Genomic DNA, 20,696 nt, shown 5'->3' on the forward strand with positions numbered 1-20,696 from the left:
CGATCTGGCCGTCGAACCAGGCTATGCGGCGACGCAAGACATCGGGACGCTGCTGCTCTGAGGCATGCGCCGTCTTTTTTGAACGTGATGCCGCGCCGGTCAAGAAACAGCCAGACCGTCGAGGGCGCCACCCGCACGCCGCGCTCGCCAGCAAGGCGCTCGCCGATCTCAGCAAGGGTGATGTCCGGTGTCTTCTCGATGAGGCCCAGAATGAAGGCCTCGTGCGTATCAAGCTTCGAGCGCGACGGCTGTCCCTGCTTGCGCCCTTCCATCTCGCCGGTCTCGCGATAGCGGCGATACCAGGCCCCGGCCGTCGAGATGCCGATGCGGAAGCGTCGTGCCGCCTCCCGCGTCGAAACCCCATCTTCGATCGCTGCAATTACCCGACCGCGAAGGTCTCCGCTCAGGCTCCTCGTCATCATCTCCTCCTGGCAAATCACAGGAGCAGTGAATCAGACATTGTTCATCGCGTGAATCCTCAAAGCGACTCGGTGTTCGTCAAATTTGCTCTAGGGCGGATGATCCAGTTCAACACCGCATCGCCTTACGCCAACGCGAGAGCGCGACTTCGCAGATGGAAGAGAGAACGGCTGCGGCTTGACGGCTTTTCTCCACCGGAGAGCTTGCTTTCGCGCCAGAAATCCGTATAAGCGCGCCTGTTCGAAACACCCGGTCTTTCTGGCTGGTGGCTGAACGGAGGGCAGGCTCGGGCGACCGAGCTGCATGAACCAAAGGGTTCAGGCCTCCCGTGTCTCCGCTCTCGACCGTCTCGATCAAACAACTTTTCTTGCCGGGTTCAGGCCCTTCAGGAGCAGTCGTTGAGGCTTAGCCGCCGAGGTCCGGGTGAACACAATCGCAAGAAAAGGCAAAGCTTACATGGCTCTCTACGAACACGTATTCCTTGCCCGGCAGGATATGTCCGCTCAGCAGGTTGATGCCCTCGTCGAACAGTACAAGGGCGTCATCGAAGCTAACGGCGGCAAGGTCGGGCGCATCGAGAACTGGGGCCTCAAGTCCCTCACCTACCGCATCAACAAGAACCGCAAGGCTCACTACGCCCTGATGGACATCGACGCACCGGCTGCCGCCGTGCACGAGATGGAACGCCAGATGCGCATCAACGAAGACGTTCTTCGCTACATGACGATCGCCGTCGAGAAGCATGAGGAAGGTCCGTCCGCGATGATGCAGAAGCGCGACCGCGACGATCGCCCGCGCGGCGACCGCCCCGGCTTCGGCGACCGCGACCGTGGGCCGCGTCCGGACCGTGGTCCGCGCGAAGGCGGCTTCGACCGTCGTCCGCGCGAAGACCGTGCGTAATCGAGCTTAAGGAGAAAAGAAAATGGCTGAAGCATCCTCTGCTCCCGCACGCCGTCCGTTCCATCGCCGCCGCAAGACCTGCCCCTTCTCGGGCGCGAATGCACCGCGGATCGACTACAAGGACGTACGCCTCCTGCAGCGCTACATTTCCGAGCGCGGCAAGATCGTGCCGTCCCGCATCACGGCCGTTTCCCAGAAGAAGCAGCGTGAACTGGCCAAGGCCATCAAGCGCGCCCGCTTCCTCGGCCTGCTGCCCTACGTCGTAGCGTGATTTGAAAGCTCCGACCCGCTGATTAGGAGTCAGCGGGTCCTTCCCTTCCGCGATGGGCGCGGATCGGAACATTTGAAATCCCATGTTGGGGATGAAGGGCCTGAGAAAGCGATTCAGGCCACCTCCCCTAACTGCTTGATCTGGCAGGACAGCGAGACCGTGAAGACTTCGAACCAGACAGTACTGCCGGTCGGCATTCTCGCCGGCGTCGTTGCCACCCTGCTCGCGCTGGGTGCGATGGCGCAGCTGTCGTTCGCCGTCGTCATCTATGCCGCGTCCGCGCTTCCCATCCTGATCGCCGGCCTCGGCTGGGGCAACAAGGCCGCCATCACCGCCATCACTACCGCGGCGGTGCTGGGCGCAGTCCTGGTTTCGCCGCCCTTCGCAGCCACCATGGCGGTCTTCACGCTCATCCCCGCCGGCTGGCTGTCGCACCTGGCAAACCTCGCCCGTCCCGCCGCTGAACTTGGCGGACCGGATAACCTGCTCGCCTGGTATCCCTTGTCCGACATCCTGCTGCACCTGTGCAGCCTGGTGACCGTCGCAATGATCGCGCTCGGCGTCGTCATCGGCTACGGGCCGGAACTGACGAACGAACTCGTGGGCCTGATGACCTCCGCCTTCCAGGCGCAGGATCCCTCCTTCGCACCGGATCCCGAAAGCCTGGCGCAGACGAAGGCGATGTTCGTCCTGATGCTGCCGATGATCCAAGCCGGGCTGTGGGTGGTGCTGCTGTTTGCGGCCTTCTACCTCGCCATCCGCGTCGTCTCCCGCTCGCCGCGCGCGCTGCGGCCGAGGGAGGACATGCCTTCGGCGCTGCGGATGAACCGCAACTCGATCTTCGTCTTCCTGGCCGGGATCGTACTGACCTTCTTCGGCGGCGTGCCCGCCATGATCGGCGCCACGCTGTGCGGCGCGTTCGGGGCGGGCTTCCTGATGGCCGGCTACGCGTCCTTGCATTTCAGGAGCAAGGGCAAGGACTGGCGCCTTCCGGCCCTGGTGCTCGCCTATATCTCCGCCCTGCTGGTTCTGCCGGCATTCTTCATTCTCGTGCTCGGCCTTGCCGATACAAGGCGTACAATCGCGCTCACGCCGGCACGCGACGACAGCAAGCAACATTCCGACTGACAACCCAACTGAAAGGACAAACCCATGGAAGTCATTCTCCTTGAACGGATTGCCCGGCTCGGCCAGATGGGCGAGACCGTGAAGGTCCGCGACGGCTATGCCCGCAACTACCTCCTGCCGCAGGGCAAGGCGCTGCGCGCCAACGAAGCCAACAAGAAGCGTTTCGAAGCCGAACGCGCAACGCTCGAAGCCCGCAACCTCGAGCGCCGCTCGGAAGCCCAGAAGGTTGCCGACGCTCTTGAAGGCAAGACCTTCATCATGGTTCGCTCCGCCGGCGAAACCGGCCAGCTCTACGGCTCGGTCGCTGCCCGCGACATCATCGAGGCACTGGCTGCCGAAGGCTTCAACATCGGTCGCAACCAGGTCGACCTCAGCCTGCCGATCAAGACCATCGGCCTGCATAAGGTAACCCTGCTGCTGCACGCTGAAGTCGAGATCGAGATCGAGATCAACGTGGCCCGTACGGTCGAAGAAGCCGAGCGTCAGGCGAAGGGCGAGACCCTCACCTCCGCCGATGCCATCTACGGCGTCGACGAAGATGCACTTCGTCCGGAAGACTTCTTCGATCCGGACGCCGATCGCGACGGCGACGAAGAGTAATCTTCATCGTGCAATCGACAAAGAAGCCCCCGACGGATACCGCCGGGGGCTTCTTTCGTTTGGAGCTCGCTACCCGCTGACCGCCCTCGCTCAGGCGTCCAACCGTTTCCCGGCGGCGTCGAAGGCATGGATCGAAGACCGGCCGGCAGCAATTGCGATCGTCTCGCCGATAGCGATACGGGATCGTCCGGGAACGCGGAAGACGACCGTGTTTCCGTCGGCGAAGGAGCCGTAGACATAGCTCTCGGCGCCGACCAGTTCGACCGCATCCACCTGCACGCGACCCGCAAAATCTCCGGAAGCACTGGCATCCGCGATCACGATGTCTTCGGGCCGGATGCCGACCGTTTCCACGTTGCCGGCGATACCGGCGGCCTGAGAAATGGCCCAGCCGCTCCCCTCGCCCGATTGACGCCTCAGGAGATTCATCGAGGGCGAGCCGATGAAGGTTGCAACAAAGGTGGAGGCCGGACGCTCGTAGAGTTCGATCGGCGTGCCGACCTGCTCGATCTTGCCACCGTTCAGGACCACGAGGCGATCGGCGAGCGTCATCGCTTCCATCTGGTCGTGGGTGACGTAGACGCTGGTCGTTGCGAGCGACCGCTGCAGGCGACGGATCTCAACGCGCATCTGGACCCGCAGCTTGGCGTCCAGGTTCGACAGCGGCTCGTCGAACAGGAAGGCCGCGGGCTTGCGAACGATCGCGCGTCCCATGGCGACGCGCTGGCGCTGGCCGCCGGAAAGCTGGCGCGGCTTGCGCTCGAGATACTGCTCGATTTCCAGCGCCCTCGCCGCCTCGGTGATGCGGCGGTCGATCTCGTCCTTCGGCGTGTTGCGGTTCTTCAGTCCATAGGCGAGGTTCTGCCTCACCGTCATGTGCGGATAGAGCGCGTAGTTCTGGAAGACCATGGCAATGTCGCGCTCAGACGGCTCAAGCTGGTTCACCACCCGGTCGCCGATCACGATCTCGCCCGACGATATGCTCTCCAGGCCCGCGATCATGCGCAGCAGCGTGGACTTGCCGCAGCCCGAGGGGCCGACCAGCACGATCATCTCGCCGTCTTCGATCTTCAGCGAGACGCCCTTGATCGCCTCGATATTGCCGCCATAGACCTTGCGGACATCCTTCAGTTCAATTCCGGCCATTACTTTTCAGTCTCCACAAGACCCTTGACGAACCAGCGCTGCATCAGAACCACCACCAGCACGGGCGGGATGATGGCGAGCACCGCGGTTACCATGACGTAGTTCCACGGGGTGGACGCGTCGGTGAAATCGACCATGCGCCGCAGCCCGATGATGATGGTGTTCATCTTCGCGTCGTTGGTGACGAGCAGCGGCCAGAGATATTGCGTCCAGCCGTAGATGAAGAGGATCACGAAGAGTGCAGCGATATTGGTCTTCGAGAGGGGAAGCAGGATGTCCTTCATGAAGCGGAAGGGCCCCGCGTTGTCGATGCGGGCAGCTTCCACCATCTCTCCGGGAATCGTCAGGAAGAACTGCCGGAACAGGAAGGTGGCCGTGGCGGAGGCCATCAGCGGCAGTGTCAGGCCCGCATAGGTATCCAGGAGCCCGAGATCGACGATCACCTTGTAGGTCGGCAGGATGCGCACCTCCACCGGCAGCATCAGGGTGATGAAGATCATCCAGAAGAAGCCCATGCGGAACGGGAAGCGGAAGAAGACGATCGCGAAGGCGGAGAGGAAGGAGATGACGATCTTGCCGATCGCAATCGCCATCGCCACCACGAACGTGTTGAACAGCAGCCTTTCCAGGCTGACACCCACGACCTGCTCCAGCCCGCCGGACATGGCGCCTGCATAATTCTCCACCAGATGATCGCCGGGCAGCAGCGACATCGGCGGGCGGATGATGTCCACCGAGGTCATCGTGGAGGCGACGAAGGTGTAGTAGATCGGGAAGGCGACGATGATGATGCCGATGACCAGCATCAGGTGGGCCATCAGCCTCGCTACGGGGCGGTTCTCGATCATGCGCGGGCCTCAACCATAATGCACTTTCTTCTCGACGAAGCGGAACTGGAAAGCCGTCAACGCGATCACGATCACCATCAGGACCACGGACTGCGCCGCCGAAGAGCCCAGATTGAGATTCACGAAGCCGTCGTTATAGACCTTGTAGACGAGCGTCTCCGTCGCCTTGGCGGGCCCCCCGCCCGTCACGGCATGAATGATGCCGAAGGTGTCGAAGAAGGCATAGACCGTGTTGACGACGAGGAGGAAGAAGGTGGTCGGCGCAAGCAGCGGGAAGATGATCGTCCAGAACCGCCGGCTGCCGCGCGCGCCGTCGATGGCAGCAGCCTCCAGCAGCGACTTCGGGATTGCCTGCAGGCCGGCAACGAAGAACAGGAAATTGTAGCTGATCTGTTTCCAGGCAGCGGCGACGACGACGAGCAGCATGGCCTGGTTGCCATCCAGCAGCGGGTCCCACATCACGCCATTGCGACGGAGGAGATAGGCGAAGGTGCCCATGGCCGGGTTGAACATGAAGAGCCAGAGCATGCCGGCCACGGCCGGAGCGACCGCATAGGGAACGATCATGAAGGTTCGGTAGAAGCCGCGTCCGCGAACCACGAGATCGGCAGCCGTCGCCAGGAAAAGCGCCGTGCCCATGGCCAGCACCGCGGTCGCCACGCTGAACACCACCGTTACCTGCAGCGAGTGCAGGTAGTTGGCGTCATTGAAGATCGCGGCAAAGTTGGCGAAGCCGACGAAGGTGCTCCGGAGGCCGAAGGGATCTTCCCGCATTGCCGACTGATAGAGCGCCTGGCTCGCGGGCCAGAAGAAGAAGATCACCGTCAGGATGATCTGCGGGGCGACCAGAAGATAGGGAAGTATCTTGTTGGGAAAGACCACGTTCTGCAAAGCGGGGAACCCTTCGGAAATGAAATTGCCGCCCGGGCTGGTTGCCCGGACGGCATCGAACGGCAGTCTTAGTTGCCGAGGGCCTGCTGGATGGCGGCGTTACCGCGCTCGACGGCCTTGTCGAGGGCGGCCTGTGCATCCTGCTGGCCCGAAAGCATGGCCTCGAACTCCTCGTTCATGATGTCGCGGACCTGCGGCAGGTTCACGAGGCGAACGCCCTTGGAGTTTTCGGTCGGCTCCTTGCCCATCATCTGCTGGATCGGCGTTTCGCGGCCGGGGTTCTTTTCATAGAAGCCCGACTCCTTGGTCGCGTTGTAGGCCTCCATGGTGACGGGCAGGTAACCCGAAACCTGATGCAGGCGGGACTGGATCTCCGTCTGGGACAGGAAGTTGAAGAACTCCGCGATGCCCTTGTATTCTTCGTCCGTCTTGCCGCCAAAGACCCAGAGGCTGGCGCCGCCGGGGGTGGTATTCTGCGGGCGGCCTTCGCCCTCGTAGTAAGGCAGCTGGCCGATGCCGTAGTTCATGCCGCTCTTGACGATGTCGCCGAGGCCACCGGAGGATTCCGTCAGGATGCCGCATTCGCCTGACAGGAACAGTTGCTTTGCCTCAGACGTACGGCCGCCGTAGCGGAACACGCCTTCCTTGGCGAGATCGGCGATCGACTGGAAGTGCTCGACGAACAGCGGCGAGTTGAACTTCAGCTCGACATTGGTGTCGGCGAGACCGTTCTCGTTCGTCGCATAGGATACGTTGTTCCAGGCGGCGAAGTTTTCGGTCTGGATCCAGGTCAACCAAGTGGAGGTGTAGCCGCATTCAGCCGCACCACTGGTCTTGATCTTGCGAGCGGCTTCCCAGACTTCCGGCCATGTCTTCGGCGGGTTGTCCACGTCGAGCCCGGCCTTCTCGAAGACATCCTTGTTGTAATAGAGGATCGGCGAGGACGAGTTGTAGGGGAAGGACAGCATGGTGCCGTCGGGCTTGGAGTAATAGGCGACGATACCGGCCAGGTACTTCGACTTGTCGAACTCGTAGCCGCCCTTTTCCAGCACTTCCGCAACCGGCATAACGGCGCCTTCGGCTCCCATCATCACGCCGGTGCCGACGTCGAACACCTGGATGATGGCCGGCGTCTGCTTGGCGCGGAACGCTGCGATGCCGGCGTTCAGCGTCTCGGGATACGTCCCCTTGAACACCGGGACGATCTTGTACTCGCTCTGCTTCTCGTTGAACTCCTTGGCGAGCGTGTCAACCACTTCGTTGTTGGCACCGGTCATGGCGTGCCACCATTGCAGTTCGGTGACCGCAAGCGCGCTCGACGCCCAAAGGAGCGAAAGGCTCGCGGTTGCTGCCGAGGCAGCGATCTTCATCGTGGACATTGTCTTCCTCCCTGTTCTACCGACTGGTTCATTCCGCGCCGCCGCCCTTGCTCTCATCGGCGGCGCCACGATCTTTCAAACCTAAATCAGCTAACCCAGAAACGCGCGCTTTGACAATGGGATAATCGCAGGCGACTTTCGATTTTGTTTCGTTTTCTTTTCGCAACTGCCCGCCCGCGATCTTCACGTCCACAAAGGTCGGGAGAAGCCCGGCCGCCCGGCGCAGACGGTTGACAGGCAGGCGTGACCTTATCCATGGTGGAAGAAACAGGAGAAAGGGACCCCAATGAGACTGAAGAAGAGTTTCCTCGCCATGATCGGCGTGCTCGCCGTCGGCGCCGGCGTGGCGCTTGCGCAATCACCCGCCTTCTTTCGCATCGGCACCGGCGGCACCTCCGGCACCTACTATCCCATCGGCGGCCTGATCGCGAACGCGATCTCCGGGGCAGAGGGCAAGGGCGTCGAAGGGCTGGTCGCAACGGCCGTGGCCTCGAACGGCTCCGTCGCGAACATCAACGCCATCCAGGGCGGCTCGATGGAATCCGGCTTCACCCAGTCCGACGTCGCCTACTGGGCGCATACGGGAACCGGCCTCTACGAAGGCAAGGGCAAGGTGGAAGACCTGCGCCTGATCGCGACGCTCTATCCGGAAACCATCCACGTCGTCGCCCGGAAGGACGCCGGCATCAACTCGATCGCCGACCTCAAGGGCAAGCGCGTCTCGATCGACGAACCGGGTTCCGGCACGATCGTCGACGCCCGCATCGTTCTCGGCGCCTTCGGCCTGACGGAGGACGACATCGAGGCCGAGCATCTGAAGCCGGGCCCGGCCGGCGACCTGCTGCGCGACGGCGGGCTCGATGCCTATTTCTTCGTCGGTGGCTATCCGACCGGCGCGGTTTCCGAGCTCGCCACCTCAGCAGGTATCTCGCTGGTTCCGATCAGCGGACCAGAAGTCGACAAGCTGCTGGAGGAATACAGCTTCTTCGCCAAGGACATCGTCCCGGCTGAAACCTATACCGGCGTCGGCGAAACCCAGACGATCTCGGTTGCCGCCCAGTGGGTCACCAGCGCCAAGCAGTCCGACGACCTCGTCTACAACATCACCAAGACGCTGTGGAACGAGAACTCCCGCAAGGAGCTCGATGCCGGTCACGCCAAGGGCAAGATGATCACCCTTGAAAACGCCACGACCAGCCTCGGCATTCCGCTGCATCCGGGCGCGGAGCGGTTCTACAAGGAAGCGGGCGTACTGAAGTAAGCGCAGCCCGTTCCGGAGAAACAGCGGCGGTCCGCCCGGAGCAGGCCGCCGCTTTCCGTTGAAAGCAGAGACAAGAGAAGACAGATGGCCGAAGGCGACAAGATTGCTCCGATGGAGCTGGACGAGGCGAAGGCGCGCGAACTGGAAGAGCAGTTCGATTCGGAGATCCGCTTCCGGCCGCTGGCTCCGCTTGCGGCGCGCCTTGTAGGCGCATCACTGGTGGCGTTGTCGATCTTCCACTACTACACCGCCGGCTTCGGCCTGCTCTCCGAAGTCCTGCACAGGGGAATTCACCTCTCCTTCGTGCTCGGCCTCATCTTCCTGGTCTTCCCCTTCTCCCGGAAAGGCTATGATCAACCGGCGAATGCCAGCGTGATCCGGCCGCTGGGGATTTCGCTGTTCGACTGGGCTCTTGCCATCGGCGCCGTCGTGGCCGTCATGCACGTGCCGTTCATCCCGCTCGATGATCTGGCCTTCCGGGTCGGCAATCCCACGACAACTGATGTCATTCTCGGCGGCATCCTGATCGTGGTGCTGCTGGAGGCGACGCGCCGGTCCGTCGGTTGGCCGCTGCCGATCATCGCCATCCTGTTCATGGCGTACTCGCTCTACGGGCCGTCCATGCCGGGCATCCTCGTCCATCCCGGCGCCACGGTCTCGCAGCTGATCAACCATCTCTACCTGACGAGCCAGGGCATCTACGGCATCGCGCTCGGGGTGGTAGCGACCTATGTCTTCCACTTCGTGCTCTTCGGCGTCTTCGCCACCCGTATCGGTCTCGGCCAGCTCTTCCTCGATTGCGCAGCCTGGGTCGCAGGCCGCTTTGCCGGCGGCCCGGCCAAGGTATCGATCTTCGGTTCTGCGCTGTTCGGCATGATCTCCGGCTCCTCGGTCGCCAACACGGTGACCGTCGGATCCCTGACAATCCCGGCAATGATCCGCATGGGCTACAAGCGCCCCTTTGCAGCAGCCGTCGAAGCCGCATCCTCGACGGGAGGCCAGATTACGCCGCCGATCATGGGGGCGGCCGCCTTCCTGATGATCGAGTTCCTGAACCTCCCCTATACGACGATCATCCTCGCCGCGATCGTGCCGGCCTTCATGCACTTCTTCGGGGTTCTCGTGCAGGTGCATTTCGAGGCGAAGCGCAACGGCATGCGCGGCATGACGAAAGAGGAAATGCCGGACCTGCGGGAGGCATTCAAGCGGGACTGGCCGACGGTGATCCCCCTCATCGTGCTGATAGCGGTCCTTCTGTCCGGCTATACACCCTATCTCGCCGCCTTCTGGGGGATCACGCTCTGCGTGCTGGTCGGCCTTCTCAACCCACGCCGGCGCATGTCTTTCACGGAAATCTTCGAGAGCCTTCGCGACGGCGCCAAGTATGCGCTGGCGGTCGGCGCCGCGGCAGCCACCGTCGGCATCGTCGTGGGCGTCGTGACCCTGACCGGCGTCGGCTTCAAAATCTCCTATATCGTCACCACGACCGCTGCTCAGATCGCCGCCTTCGTCGGCACGTTCATGCCTGCCGACTGGTTCGGGCCGCAGGCGCTGACGCTCCTGTTCACGCTGATCATGACCGGGGTCGTCTGCATCCTGATGGGCTGCGGCATCCCGACTACCGCCAACTACATCATCATGGCGACGATCGCCGCCCCTACCCTCGGCATGCTGGGCGTGGAGCCCATCGTCGCGCATTTCTTCGTCTTCTATTACGGCGTGCTTGCCGACATCACCCCGCCGGTGGCGCTGGCGGCTTATGCGGCGGCGGGAATGGCGGGGGCCGATCCATTCAAGACCGGCAACACCGCCTTCCGGCTCGGCCTCGGCAAGATCCTCGTGCCCTTCGTCTTCGTGTTCTCGCCATCCCTGCTGCTGGTGACTGCCGATTTCACCTGGAGCAATTTCCTCGTCGCCTTCATCGGATGCGCCCTCGGCATCACCTTCCTCGGTGCCGCACTCTCAGGCTTCATGCTGGTCCGGACGGTGTCCTGGGAAAGGCCCCTGCTGATCCTGGCAGCCATCCTTCTCGTGGTGCCCGAACTGACGTCGTCGCTGGTCGGCATCGCCCTCGCCCTGCCGGTGCTGTTCCGGCAGTTCACGGCCTACCGCGGCGGGATCGCCCCTGCCTAAGGGAGCGGGCATCCGGGCTACAGCCACGGCCGCAGTGCTAGGCATGGGGAGGATTCGCGGCGGCGGACTCAAGGCGATCTGCCGCCTTACGAAGGCCGCCTCCCTGGCTACGCCTTCGCTGTCGCAGCCGCGATCTCCCGGATCAGCGGCTCGCGGTCGCCGACCCAGAACCAGTGATCGCTTCCTTCCAGAAGGATGAGCCGGGCGTCGGGGATCTGCTCGGCCATGTAGATCGAGGCTTCCTTCTTCACCGCCCGGTCCCCCTTCCGGTGCATGAGCGTCGTCCGCACCGTGAGCTCGGACAGGCACTGGCGCACGTCAACATCCCGCAGCGCGGTCAGGACGGTTCGCATCGACCCCGGACTGGACGACGCCCTGAGGAGACTGGCCCACCAGTTCCGCGCCGCGGGATCCCCGAGCAGGCTGGGGGCGAATGTCGAAAGGTCAACCGGACCTCCCCATTCGTGTGTCAGCTTCGCCAGCCAGGCATCGAACTGCAGCCGGTCCAGCGCAAACGGATAGTCGGCACTCCTGCAGCCTTTCGCCATCGCGCCCCACAGGATCAAGCTGTGGACGCGCTGAGGGAACTTGACCGCGAAGAAGATGCTTCCCGGCCCACCTTCCGAAGCACCGACAACGACCGCCTTTCTGCTGGCCGCGGCATCCAGCACCGCTTCCATGTCCCGTGCGACGGCTTCCGGCGTCGGGTATGCGGCAGCCCGGTCGGACAGGCCGACGCCCCGCCGGTCAAACAGGATCAGTCGGCCGCATGATGCAACCTGTTCCATCCATTGGCGACAGTGCCTGTCATCGAACCCGCGCTCGACATGAGACACGAAGCCCGGGACGAGCAGAATGTCGACCTCTCCCTCGCCGACTGTCCGGTAGGCCACATGCAGGCCATCCACAGGCACATAGCGCACAGGCGAGACCAGAAGCGACGCTTTATCAAAAGCGGGAGTGGAAGCCGGCTGGAGAAGTGCGCGCGTCTCACCGGAGGGCTGCACTCCCAGCGACCGTTGCAGCAGGTCGGCGCAGAACTGGTAGTGCCTGCGTGCGGAGACCAGATCGCCGCCCTCCATCGCCGCCCTTATCAGGTAACGATGCGCCGCTTCATTGAGCGGATCGCATTCCACAAGACGGGCGCCGAATCTGGCCGCATCGGCATAGCGGCCTTGGCCAAAGGCATCGTGAACGAGGCGCTCGAGAGCCTGCAGAAGGCGACCGCGCAGAGCTTCACGCCTGAAGAATATCCACTCCTGGAGGTCGGATGCTTCATCCAGATGGAAACCTTGGAGAAAATCCTGCGTGTAGAGAGGCTCGGCTTCGGCGAAGCGGTGAGCGGCAAGGAGTTCCTCGAAGGTCATGACATCGCTTGCCACCCTCGCCAGGGGTGAAAGCCAGATGTTGGAGCGGTCGCTCTCCAGGGACGCCAGGTGACTAACGTCCGGTCCGTCCAACAGGCATCACTATAACCGAGAAGGAATCGGTCATGAATATCATCGAGCAGAGGGCTGCATCATCCCTCCAGTTTGCCCGCAGTTCCGACGGCGTCGAAATCGCATTCAAGGTCGCTGGAACAGGCCGACCCTTGGCATGCCTCCATGGCTTCAGCGAGAGCCACGAGGGATGGGAAGAAGCAGGCTATGTGGAACCGCTGATGGCCGCGGGTTACCAGGTCATCCTGATCGACAGCCGTGGCCACGGCCAATCGGACAAGCCTCATCAGCCCGACGCCTATTCCGGCTCCCTTCGGATTGCCGATCTTGTCGCCGTGCTCGACAGGCTGGGGCATGGGAAGGCGCTACTCCTCGGCCATTCCATGGGCGGAACTCTCGCCCTTGCGGCGGCAGCACACATACCTGAACGGGTGGAGGCCGTGATCGCCATCGGCGCGCATCCGTTCAGCGAGGATCTGGAGCCGCTACGGCATGTCCTGCGGGCGGGCCTGCAGGATTGGATGGCACATCTGGAACGGCAGGCGGGGACGATGAGCCAGAGCACCCGGCGGCGGATCGCCGACAATGATCCGGCGGCACTGTCGGCCTGCGCCGCTCGCAACCGTGCCGATTTTTCCGCTCAGGTGTCGGCTTCCGGCATCCCGCTCCTGGCGATCGTGGGCAGCGAAGACGAGCGGAAGAGCCGCGTCCTCGACATGACCGGCATGCCGAACGCTTCCGTCGAGGTCGCCGGGGGGCTCAACCACTGCACCTCCTTCGCCCAAGCCGGAACGATCCTGCCAATCATCCTGAACTTTCTTGAAGGCATGGAGGCGTGAGATCGTCATGTGCGGGTTTTGCCAAGGAATCCTGAAATCGGTCGGGCGCGTGATCGTCAACAAGGGGTGCAGTGCACCGCCGTTCAGGGCGATGCGCGAACGAATCATACCTACCGCATATGGTGACGTGCTTGAGGTGGGAGTGGGCTCGGGCCACAATCTCGACCTCTATGACCGGGAACGAACCAAGACTCTCGTCGGGGTCGATCCGGATGCGAAGATACTGGCCTTGGCCCGAAGGAGAGCGGACGATCTGCAGCGGCATGTACGGCTGCTGGAAGGCACTGCAGAGGACCTGCCGATCGAGACGAGTTCCGTCGACACGCTGGTTGCGAGCTACCTTCTCTGCACCGTCGTCGATCCGGAGAGGGCGCTCTCGGAGATGAGGCGCGTTCTGAGAGCGGAGGGGCAGCTGATCTTCCTCGAGCATGGCGCGAGCCGCGGTCGGCTTCTGCCGCGTATCCAGAGCCGCGTGAATGGGGCGTGGAAGCTCCTCGCCGGCGGCTGCAACCTGACGTGGGAGCCGCTTGCCGCTCTCGCCCGGAGCGGGTTTCATGTCGAACTGCTAGCGGACGAGGAGTTCGGCGGGCGGATGCGCTTCCTCGGAAGCCACGTCGGCGGAATTGCGCGGCGCGCGACTGCGTGAAGCAGGACCCGATGGTCCCGCAGACCCGCGAGCGGCAGAGGGACCGTGACGAGCCATGACGGTTTTGTCACGGTCAAATCATCTTCGGTCTGCTGCCGGACTTTATCCACAAACGGAATTTCGGACTGTGGAGATCGCAAAATCGACGGGGCTCCTTGATGTGAATGCGTTCCTTCGCCGCAATGTGCTGTAGGATGGAATGAATCACCTCACCGATTGGACGACATGCAGGACGTAGCACGCAAGCTGACGGCGCTCAGCAACAAGGACGCGGAACCCCACTACCGCGAAGCGCCGAACAATATCGAGGCGGAGCAGGCATTGCTCGGCGCCATCCTCGTCAATAACGACGCCTATTACCGGGTTTCCGACTTCCTGAAACCGGTGCATCTGTTCGAGCCGCTGCACCGACGGATCTTCGAGGTTGCCGCCGACATCATCCGCATGGGCAAGACGGCCAACCCCGTCACCATGAAGACCTTCCTGCCGGCCGACGAGCGGGTCGGCGACCTGACGGTGGCGCAATACCTCGCCCGCCTCGCGGCCGAAGCGGTGTCGATCATCAACGCCGAGGACTACGGCCGCGCCATCTACGACCTGGCGCTGCGCCGGGCGCTGATCACCATCGGCGAGGACATGGTCAACATCGCCTATGATGCGCCGCTCGACATGCCGCCGCAGACGCAGATCGAGGACACCGAACGGCGTCTCTTCGAACTCGCGGAAACCGGTCGCTATGACGGCGGCTTCCAGTCCTTCAACGATGCCGTGGCCCAGGCGATCGACATGGCGGGCGCCGCCTTCGAGCGGGACGGGCATCTTTCCGGCATCTCGACAGGCATCATGTCGCTTGACGCCAAGATGGGCGGCCTGCAGCGGTCCGACCTGATCGTGCTTGCCGGACGTCCGGGCATGGGCAAGACCTCGCTCGCCACCAACATCGCCTACAATATCGCTGCGGCCTACGAGCCCGAGGTACAGGCGGACGGAAGTTTCAAGGCGAAGAATGGCGGCGTCGTCGGCTTCTACTCGCTCGAAATGTCGGCGGAGCAGCTGGCGACCCGTATCATTTCCGAGCAGACGGAAGTTTCCTCCTCGAAGATCCGGCGCGGCGACATCACCGAGGCCGACTTCGAGAAACTGGTGGCCTGCAGCCAAATGATGCAGAAGGTGCCGCTCTTCATCGACCAGACCGGCGGCATTTCGATCGCCCAGCTTTCCGCACGCGCAAGACGCCTGAAGCGCCAGCGCGGTCTCGATTGCCTGGTGGTCGACTATATCCAGCTGATGACCGGCGCCGGAAAATCCGGCGACAACCGTGTGCAGGAGATCACCCAGATCACCACGGGCCTCAAGGCGCTCGGCAAGGAACTGAACGTTCCGATCATCGCGCTCTCGCAGCTCTCCCGTCAGGTGGAAAGCCGCGAGGACAAGCGTCCGCAGCTTTCCGACCTTCGCGAATCCGGCTCAATCGAGCAGGACGCCGACGTGGTGCTCTTCGTGTTTCGCGAAGAATATTACGTGAAGAACATGGAGCCGCGCGATCCCAACGATCCGAAATACCCGGAATGGGAATCCCACATGGACAAGGTGAAGGGCACGGCAGACGTCATCATCGCCAAGCAGCGCCACGGACCGACCGGTACCGTCAAGCTGGCCTTCCAGTCGGAATACACGCGCTTTGCGGATCTCGCCGATCCGAGCTTCACGCAGTACGAGGAGCACTGAGACAAGGGGAAACGCCTGGCAGTGGACAAGGGCGACCGTAAGGGTTAGCCCTCAGCCCACCTTGCCTCCAGCTACACGTGACTTTCATGATCGATGCAGATGAAATGCCTGAACTCCCGGACCCCTTCGACATCGCCCCCGTTCGGCTGACGGTCGACCTTTCCGCACTTGCCGAGAACTGGCGGGACATGGCGAAGCGCTCGGGAAGCGCTCGGACGGCGGCGGTGGTCAAGGCGGACGCCTACGGCCTTGGGCTGGAGGATTGCGGCACCACGCTCTACGAGGCCGGCGCCCGCGATTTCTTCGTGGCGGTCGTGCAGGAAGGCGTCACGCTGCGCGCCTATGCGCCCGATGCACGCATTTTCGTACTCTCCGGAATCTGGCCGGGGCAGGAGCGGATGTTCTTCGAGAACGACCTGGTGCCGGTGATCGCTTCGGAGGAGCAGCTCGCCTTCTGGATGGGCGTGATCGCCGAGCTCGGAGACTATCCCTGCGCTCTTCAGGTGGATACCGGCTTCAACCGGCTCGGGCTGCCCTTGCAGGATGCGCTGGCTCTGGCAGAGGATGTATCCCGCCCGGCGAGCTTCTCGCCGGTTCTGGTTCTGTCGCACCTCCACAGCGGAGACGCGCCGTCTGCTCCCAGCAACAAGGCACAACTCGAATCTTTCCGGCAGGTTAGTGCAGCCTTCGAAGGTATTGAATCAAGCCTCTCAGCCTCCGCTGGAATATTCCTCGGCCCGGACTACCATTTCGACCTGACCCGGCCCGGCATCGCGCTCTACGGAGGCGAGGCCGTAGGCGGCATGAAGCCGCTGCGGCCGGTGGCCACGGCGGCGGCGCGGATCGTCCAGATCCGCGAGGCGGCGGCCGGAGGCACCGTTAGCTATGGCGCCACCTATCAGCTCGCGCGCCCCAGCCGACTGGCGATCGCGTCTGTCGGCTATGCCGATGGCTATCTGCGCTCGCTTTCCGGTTCCGGCGTTCCGCTGCGTGCCGGCGGCACAGCCGGCGGGTACGGCTACGTCGCCGGGCACCGCGTCCCGGTCGTCGGCCGCGTCACCATGGACCTGACGATCTTCGACGTGACGGATGTTCCGGAGGGCGCCGTGAACGCGGGGGATTACGTCGAGTTGTTCGGTCCCAACATTCCTGTCGACGATGTCGCGCGTGCCGCCGGCACGATCGGTTACGAAATGCTGACGGGCCTCGGCCTGCGCCACGAACGGCGTTATCTGGAAGCAGAATAGGCGTCAGCCTCTTGCCATGACCAGACGGTCCGGCTAAGCAATGTTCTCTATTTGTTTCCATCGTGACAGCTAGGCGACACCGACCCATGGCCAAGCCCAAGACCCAATTCGTGTGCCAGAACTGCGGCACCGTCCATACCCGCTGGGCGGGGAAATGCGACGGCTGCGGCGAATGGAACACGATCGTCGAGGAAGACCCGATGGGCGGGATCGGCGGCGGCCCCTCCCGGGCGCCGAAGAAGGGGCGACCAGTTGCACTGACGACGCTCTCGGGAGAGACGGAGGAAGCCCCCCGAATTCGCTCCGGCATCTCGGAACTCGACCGCGTCACGGGCGGCGGTTTCGTGCGCGGCTCTGCGGTTCTGGTCGGGGGCGATCCCGGCATCGGCAAGTCGACGCTGCTGATGCAGGCGGCCGCCGCGCTCTCCCGGCGCGGGCATCGCGTCATCTATGTTTCCGGCGAAGAAGCCGTGGCGCAGGTCAGGCTGCGCGCACAGCGGCTGGGTGCAGCGGACACGGAGGTGCTGCTCGCAGCGGAGACAAACGTGGAGGACATCCTCGCGACGCTCGCTGAGGGCAAGCGGCCGGACCTCGTCATCATCGACTCGATCCAGACGCTCTGGAGCGATACAGCCGATTCCGCTCCCGGCACCGTTACGCAGGTTCGCACCGGCGTGCAGGCGATGATCCGCTTCGCCAAGCAGACAGGGGCCGCCATGGTGCTCGTCGGCCATGTCACCAAGGAAGGCCAGATTGCCGGTCCGCGCGTGGTGGAACACATGGTGGATGCGGTCCTCTACTTCGAGGGCGACCGCGGCCACCACTACCGCATCCTGCGCACCGTCAAGAATCGCTTCGGGCCGACGGACGAGATCGGCGTTTTCGAAATGTCCGACATCGGGCTTCGGGAGGTCACCAATCCGTCCGAGCTCTTCCTCGGGGAGCGGAATGCGAAGTCACCCGGCGCGGCGGTGTTTGCCGGGATGGAGGGAACGCGGCCGGTGCTGGTCGAGGTCCAGGCGCTGGTGGCTCCGACCTCCCTCGGTACGCCGCGACGCGCGGTCGTGGGTTGGGATTCGTCCCGGCTGGCGATGATCCTTGCCGTGCTGGAGGCGCATTGCGGCGTGCGGCTGGGGCAGCACGACGTCTATCTCAATGTCGCCGGCGGATACCGGATCACCGAGCCCGCAGCGGATATCGCCGTCGCCTCAGCGCTGGTTTCCTCGCTTGCCGGAACTGCCCTCCCCTCCGACTGCGTCTATTTCGGCGAGATCAGCCTTTCCGGCGCGGTGCGTCCCGTTTCGCAGACGGCACAGCGGCTGAAGGAGGCGGAAAAGCTCGGCTTCGCCGGCGCGCTCCTGCCCGCCAGTTCCGCGGAACTGCCGAAGTCGTCATCAAGCCGCTGGACGGAGATCGAGGACCTTCCGGACCTCGTCAGCCGGATCGCGGGCTCTGCCGCCCGGCTTGCGAAGCCGCAAGAAGATGATTGATCTTCCGTTACCTGCACCACTGTTGTAAGAGACTGCCGGAACGCGGGGGGCCGTGGCACGGCCAAGTCTTGGAGTACATCTTACATGCCCATCACGATCTTTGACGGTATCGTCATCGGCGTCACGCTGTTTTCTGCCGTGCTTGCCATGGTTCGCGGCTTCTCCCGCGAGGTGCTGTCGATCGCAAGCTGGGTGGGCTCCGTCGCGGCGGCCTACTATCTCTATCCGCTGCTCGTCCCCTACGCGCAGAACTACACGACAGACGACCGCATCGCGATCGCCGCGTCCGCCGGCATCATCTTCCTCGTCGCGCTGATCATCATCTCCTTCATCACGTCGCGCATCGCCGACTTCATCATCGACAGCCGCATCGGCGCGCTCGACCGCACCCTGGGCTTCCTGTTCGGCGCCGCCCGCGGCATCCTGCTGCTCGTCGTCGCCGTCGCCTTTTGGAACTGGCTCGTCGACGTCCGCTCGCAGCCGGAATGGGTCAGCCAGTCGAAGTCGAAGCCTTTCCTGGATACGCTGGTCGGGCGCCTGCAGGCCGTGCTGCCGGAAGACATCGAGCCGCAGATCCGCGCGCGGATCACCGGCCAGGAGGAGGCGCCCACCGATGGCGCGCCCGCCCAGGGCCAGCCGCCGGCGGAGAGTGCGCCGGCCGAAGATGCGCCTGCGACAAATAATTGACGCTTTGTCGCGCTTGATGCGCCGCCAGGCATCACCATTTGTGCTAACATACGAGACTACACGGGAAAGGGCTGGCAGCGGGGAACTCTGGATCCCGGCCGGCTCTTCCATTTTTCCGAGAGGCAAGGGCCAGCAGATGAACGAGCCGGTTTCGCAGACGATCGCAGATGACCTTCGGGGCGATCTCGATGGGGACACGCTTCACGAGGAATGCGGCGTCTTCGGCATCCTTGGCCATCCCGAAGCAGCGACACTGACGGCACTCGGTCTGCACGCCCTGCAGCACCGTGGCCAGGAAGCAGCCGGCATCGTCTCCTTCGACGGCACGCGCTTTCACTCGGAGCGCCGCATGGGGCTCGTCGGCGACCACTACACCGACCCGGTTACCCTCGCGAAACTGCCCGGCACCATCGCCATCGGCCATGTCCGCTATTCGACCACCGGCGAAGTCGCGTTGCGCAACGTCCAGCCGCTGTTCGCCGAGCTCGAAGTCGGCGGCATCGCCATCGCACACAACGGCAATTTCACGAACGGCCTGACGCTCCGGCGCCAGCTGATTGCCGGCGGCGCCATCTGCCAGTCGACGTCGGATACGGAAGTCGTCCTCCACCTCATCGCCCGCTCCCGTTATACCTCGACGGCCGACCGCTTCATCGACGCCATCCGCCAGATGGAGGGCGGATACTCGACTGTTGCCATGACCCGCACCAAGCTGATCGCCGCGCGGGATCCGACCGGCATCCGGCCACTGGTGATGGGCGAACTCGACGGCAAGCCGATCTTCTGTTCGGAAACCTGCGCCCTCGACATCATCGGCGCGAAGTACATCCGCGACGTGGAGAATGGCGAAGTCATCATCTGCGAGATCCAGCCCGACGGATCGATCGAGATCGATGCCCGCAAGTCCGGCAACCAGCAGCCGGAGCGGCTGTGCCTCTTCGAATACGTCTACTTCGCCCGTCCCGATTCCGTCGTGGGCGGCCGCAGCGTCTATGTCGCCCGCAAGAACATGGGCATCAACCTGGCCAAGGAAGCGCCGGTGGATGCGGATGTCGTGGTTCCGGTTCCGGACGGCGGGACGCCTGCCGCCCTCGGCTTTGCGCAGCAGAGCGGCATCCCGTTCGAATACGGCATCATCCGCAACCACTATGTCGGCCGTACCTTCATCGAGCCGACGCAGCAGATCCGCGCCTTCGGCGTGAAGCTCAAGCATTCCGCCAACCGGGCGATGATCGAGGGCAAGCGCGTCGTGCTGGTGGACGATTCGATCGTGCGCGGCACGACCTCGCTGAAGATCGTCCAGATGATCCGCGACGCAGGCGCCAAGGAAGTGCACATCCGCGTCGCGAGCCCGATGATCTACTATCCGGACTTCTATGGCATCGATACGCCGGACGCCGACAAGCTGCTCGCCAATCAGTACGACAGCCTGCAGGCGATGTGCGACTACATCCGGGCGGACTCGCTCGAGTTCCTGTCGATCGACGGCCTCTACCGTGCCGTCGGCGGCGAGCCGCGCAACCCGGCCCGGCCGCAGTTCACCGACCATTACTTCACCGGCGACTACCCGACCCGTCTTCTCGACAAGAACGGCGAAGCCATGGGCAACAAGGTCTCGATGCTCGCCAGCAACGGCTGAGCCG

General features: G+C 63.5%; 21 protein-coding genes. 14 read left to right on the forward strand and 7 right to left on the reverse strand.

The window, feature by feature from the left end; genetic code table 11:
* On the reverse strand, nt 1-419 hold a 419-nt coding region (locus RTCK_RS13135; protein WP_185928011.1), incomplete at its 3' end, for a helix-turn-helix domain-containing protein.
* Nucleotides 420-491: 72 nt separating this feature from the next.
* On the opposite strand from RTCK_RS13135, the gene RTCK_RS21120 reads away from it, so the two are divergent.
* The 5 genes from RTCK_RS21120 (at nt 492) to rplI (ending at nt 3,319) form a co-directional block, all read left to right on the forward strand.
* Nucleotides 492-650: a ClbS/DfsB family four-helix bundle protein gene (locus tag RTCK_RS21120; protein ID WP_328803963.1), complete on the forward strand. Its 159-nt coding sequence runs from the start codon at nt 492-494 to the stop codon at nt 648-650.
* A 226-nt stretch (nt 651-876) separates the two neighbouring features.
* Nucleotides 877-1,320, forward strand: a complete 444-nt coding sequence (rpsF, locus tag RTCK_RS13140; RefSeq protein WP_142593131.1) for a 30S ribosomal protein S6 — start codon at nt 877-879, stop codon at nt 1,318-1,320.
* Between the two features lie 22 nt (nt 1,321-1,342).
* A complete protein-coding gene (gene rpsR, locus RTCK_RS13145) occupies nt 1,343-1,591 on the forward strand; it encodes a 30S ribosomal protein S18 (protein WP_052637782.1) in 249 nt (82 codons plus the stop codon).
* A gap of 159 nt (nt 1,592-1,750) precedes the next feature.
* Nucleotides 1,751-2,719 carry a DUF2232 domain-containing protein gene (locus RTCK_RS13150; RefSeq protein ID WP_235988692.1) on the forward strand — a complete coding sequence of 323 codons (969 nt, stop codon included), beginning with the start codon at nt 1,751-1,753 and terminating at the stop codon, nt 2,717-2,719.
* 24 nt (nt 2,720-2,743) lie between these two features.
* Complete coding sequence (gene rplI / locus RTCK_RS13155) at nt 2,744-3,319, forward strand: 50S ribosomal protein L9 (RefSeq protein WP_142521183.1); 576 nt, start codon at nt 2,744-2,746, stop codon at nt 3,317-3,319.
* Nucleotides 3,320-3,409: 90 nt separating this feature from the next.
* Here rplI and RTCK_RS13160 read toward each other — a convergent pair whose 3' ends face one another.
* From RTCK_RS13160 to RTCK_RS13180, 5 genes are all read right to left on the reverse strand, one after another.
* A complete protein-coding gene (locus RTCK_RS13160; RefSeq protein ID WP_142593132.1) occupies nt 3,410-4,465 on the reverse strand; it encodes a sn-glycerol-3-phosphate import ATP-binding protein UgpC in 1,056 nt (351 codons plus the stop codon).
* Nucleotides 4,465-5,313 carry a sn-glycerol-3-phosphate ABC transporter permease UgpE gene (gene ugpE, locus RTCK_RS13165; protein ID WP_142521185.1) on the reverse strand — a complete coding sequence of 283 codons (849 nt, stop codon included), beginning with the start codon at nt 5,311-5,313 and terminating at the stop codon, nt 4,465-4,467. The genes RTCK_RS13160 and ugpE overlap by 1 nt, the downstream gene beginning before the upstream one ends.
* A 9-nt stretch (nt 5,314-5,322) precedes the next feature.
* Nucleotides 5,323-6,204: a sn-glycerol-3-phosphate ABC transporter permease UgpA gene (gene ugpA / locus RTCK_RS13170; protein WP_142521186.1), complete on the reverse strand. Its 882-nt coding sequence runs from the start codon at nt 6,202-6,204 to the stop codon at nt 5,323-5,325.
* A gap of 68 nt (nt 6,205-6,272) precedes the next feature.
* Nucleotides 6,273-7,583 carry a sn-glycerol-3-phosphate ABC transporter substrate-binding protein UgpB gene (ugpB, locus tag RTCK_RS13175; protein WP_142593133.1) on the reverse strand — a complete coding sequence of 437 codons (1,311 nt, stop codon included), beginning with the start codon at nt 7,581-7,583 and terminating at the stop codon, nt 6,273-6,275.
* A 28-nt stretch (nt 7,584-7,611) separates the two neighbouring features.
* Nucleotides 7,612-7,770 (reverse strand): hypothetical protein, encoded by a 159-nt coding sequence (locus RTCK_RS13180; RefSeq protein WP_185928012.1) that lies wholly within the window; start codon nt 7,768-7,770, stop codon nt 7,612-7,614.
* Between the two features lie 99 nt (nt 7,771-7,869).
* Here RTCK_RS13180 and RTCK_RS13185 point away from each other — a divergent pair, with 99 nt between their 5' ends.
* Together RTCK_RS13185 and RTCK_RS13190 are read left to right on the forward strand one after the other, a co-directional pair.
* Nucleotides 7,870-8,844 (forward strand): TAXI family TRAP transporter solute-binding subunit, encoded by a 975-nt coding sequence (locus RTCK_RS13185; RefSeq protein ID WP_142593134.1) that lies wholly within the window; start codon nt 7,870-7,872, stop codon nt 8,842-8,844.
* A gap of 84 nt (nt 8,845-8,928) precedes the next feature.
* Nucleotides 8,929-10,977 (forward strand): TRAP transporter permease, encoded by a 2,049-nt coding sequence (locus RTCK_RS13190; protein ID WP_142593135.1) that lies wholly within the window; start codon nt 8,929-8,931, stop codon nt 10,975-10,977.
* 107 nt (nt 10,978-11,084) lie between these two features.
* Here RTCK_RS13190 and RTCK_RS13195 read toward each other — a convergent pair whose 3' ends face one another.
* Nucleotides 11,085-12,437, reverse strand: a complete 1,353-nt coding sequence (locus RTCK_RS13195) for an alpha/beta fold hydrolase (RefSeq protein ID WP_142593136.1) — start codon at nt 12,435-12,437, stop codon at nt 11,085-11,087.
* Nucleotides 12,438-12,469: 32 nt separating this feature from the next.
* Here RTCK_RS13195 and RTCK_RS13200 point away from each other — a divergent pair, with 32 nt between their 5' ends.
* The 7 genes from RTCK_RS13200 to purF all read left to right on the forward strand — a co-directional run bounded on the left by RTCK_RS13200 (nt 12,470) and on the right by purF (nt 20,692).
* Nucleotides 12,470-13,255: an alpha/beta fold hydrolase gene (locus tag RTCK_RS13200; protein WP_142593137.1), complete on the forward strand. Its 786-nt coding sequence runs from the start codon at nt 12,470-12,472 to the stop codon at nt 13,253-13,255.
* Nucleotides 13,256-13,262: 7 nt separating this feature from the next.
* On the forward strand, nt 13,263-13,901 hold the full coding sequence (locus RTCK_RS13205) for a class I SAM-dependent methyltransferase (protein WP_142593138.1): 639 nt from the start codon (nt 13,263-13,265) through the stop codon (nt 13,899-13,901).
* A 225-nt stretch (nt 13,902-14,126) separates the two neighbouring features.
* Nucleotides 14,127-15,629, forward strand: a complete 1,503-nt coding sequence (locus tag RTCK_RS13210; protein WP_142521193.1) for a replicative DNA helicase — start codon at nt 14,127-14,129, stop codon at nt 15,627-15,629.
* A gap of 86 nt (nt 15,630-15,715) precedes the next feature.
* Complete coding sequence (alr, locus tag RTCK_RS13215) at nt 15,716-16,876, forward strand: alanine racemase (RefSeq protein ID WP_142593139.1); 1,161 nt, start codon at nt 15,716-15,718, stop codon at nt 16,874-16,876.
* An 86-nt stretch (nt 16,877-16,962) separates the two neighbouring features.
* Nucleotides 16,963-18,366: a DNA repair protein RadA gene (radA, locus tag RTCK_RS13220; RefSeq protein WP_142593140.1), complete on the forward strand. Its 1,404-nt coding sequence runs from the start codon at nt 16,963-16,965 to the stop codon at nt 18,364-18,366.
* A gap of 84 nt (nt 18,367-18,450) precedes the next feature.
* A complete protein-coding gene (locus tag RTCK_RS13225) occupies nt 18,451-19,053 on the forward strand; it encodes a CvpA family protein (protein WP_142593141.1) in 603 nt (200 codons plus the stop codon).
* 136 nt (nt 19,054-19,189) lie between these two features.
* Nucleotides 19,190-20,692, forward strand: a complete 1,503-nt coding sequence (gene purF / locus RTCK_RS13230) for an amidophosphoribosyltransferase (protein ID WP_142521197.1) — start codon at nt 19,190-19,192, stop codon at nt 20,690-20,692.
* Nucleotides 20,693-20,696 lie beyond the last annotated feature (4 nt).

Source organism: Pseudorhizobium endolithicum, from assembly GCF_902153245.2.
In the GTDB taxonomy this organism is placed as follows: domain Bacteria; phylum Pseudomonadota; class Alphaproteobacteria; order Rhizobiales; family Rhizobiaceae; genus Neorhizobium; species Neorhizobium endolithicum.

Coding starts and splice junctions, on each gene's coding strand:
- rpsF (WP_142593131.1), top strand. CDS start 877: ATGGCTCTCTACGAACACGTATTCCTTGCCCGGCAGGATATGTCCGCT.
- rpsR (WP_052637782.1), top strand. CDS start 1,343: ATGGCTGAAGCATCCTCTGCTCCCGCACGCCGTCCGTTCCATCGCCGC.
- rplI (WP_142521183.1), top strand. CDS start 2,744: ATGGAAGTCATTCTCCTTGAACGGATTGCCCGGCTCGGCCAGATGGGC.
- RTCK_RS13160 (WP_142593132.1), bottom strand. CDS start 4,465: ATGGCCGGAATTGAACTGAAGGATGTCCGCAAGGTCTATGGCGGCAAT.
- ugpE (WP_142521185.1), bottom strand. CDS start 5,313: ATGATCGAGAACCGCCCCGTAGCGAGGCTGATGGCCCACCTGATGCTG.
- ugpB (WP_142593133.1), bottom strand. CDS start 7,583: ATGTCCACGATGAAGATCGCTGCCTCGGCAGCAACCGCGAGCCTTTCG.
- RTCK_RS13185 (WP_142593134.1), top strand. CDS start 7,870: ATGAGACTGAAGAAGAGTTTCCTCGCCATGATCGGCGTGCTCGCCGTC.
- RTCK_RS13190 (WP_142593135.1), top strand. CDS start 8,929: ATGGCCGAAGGCGACAAGATTGCTCCGATGGAGCTGGACGAGGCGAAG.
- RTCK_RS13200 (WP_142593137.1), top strand. CDS start 12,470: ATGAATATCATCGAGCAGAGGGCTGCATCATCCCTCCAGTTTGCCCGC.
- RTCK_RS13205 (WP_142593138.1), top strand. CDS start 13,263: ATGTGCGGGTTTTGCCAAGGAATCCTGAAATCGGTCGGGCGCGTGATC.
- RTCK_RS13210 (WP_142521193.1), top strand. CDS start 14,127: ATGCAGGACGTAGCACGCAAGCTGACGGCGCTCAGCAACAAGGACGCG.
- alr (WP_142593139.1), top strand. CDS start 15,716: ATGATCGATGCAGATGAAATGCCTGAACTCCCGGACCCCTTCGACATC.
- radA (WP_142593140.1), top strand. CDS start 16,963: ATGGCCAAGCCCAAGACCCAATTCGTGTGCCAGAACTGCGGCACCGTC.
- RTCK_RS13225 (WP_142593141.1), top strand. CDS start 18,451: ATGCCCATCACGATCTTTGACGGTATCGTCATCGGCGTCACGCTGTTT.
- purF (WP_142521197.1), top strand. CDS start 19,190: ATGAACGAGCCGGTTTCGCAGACGATCGCAGATGACCTTCGGGGCGAT.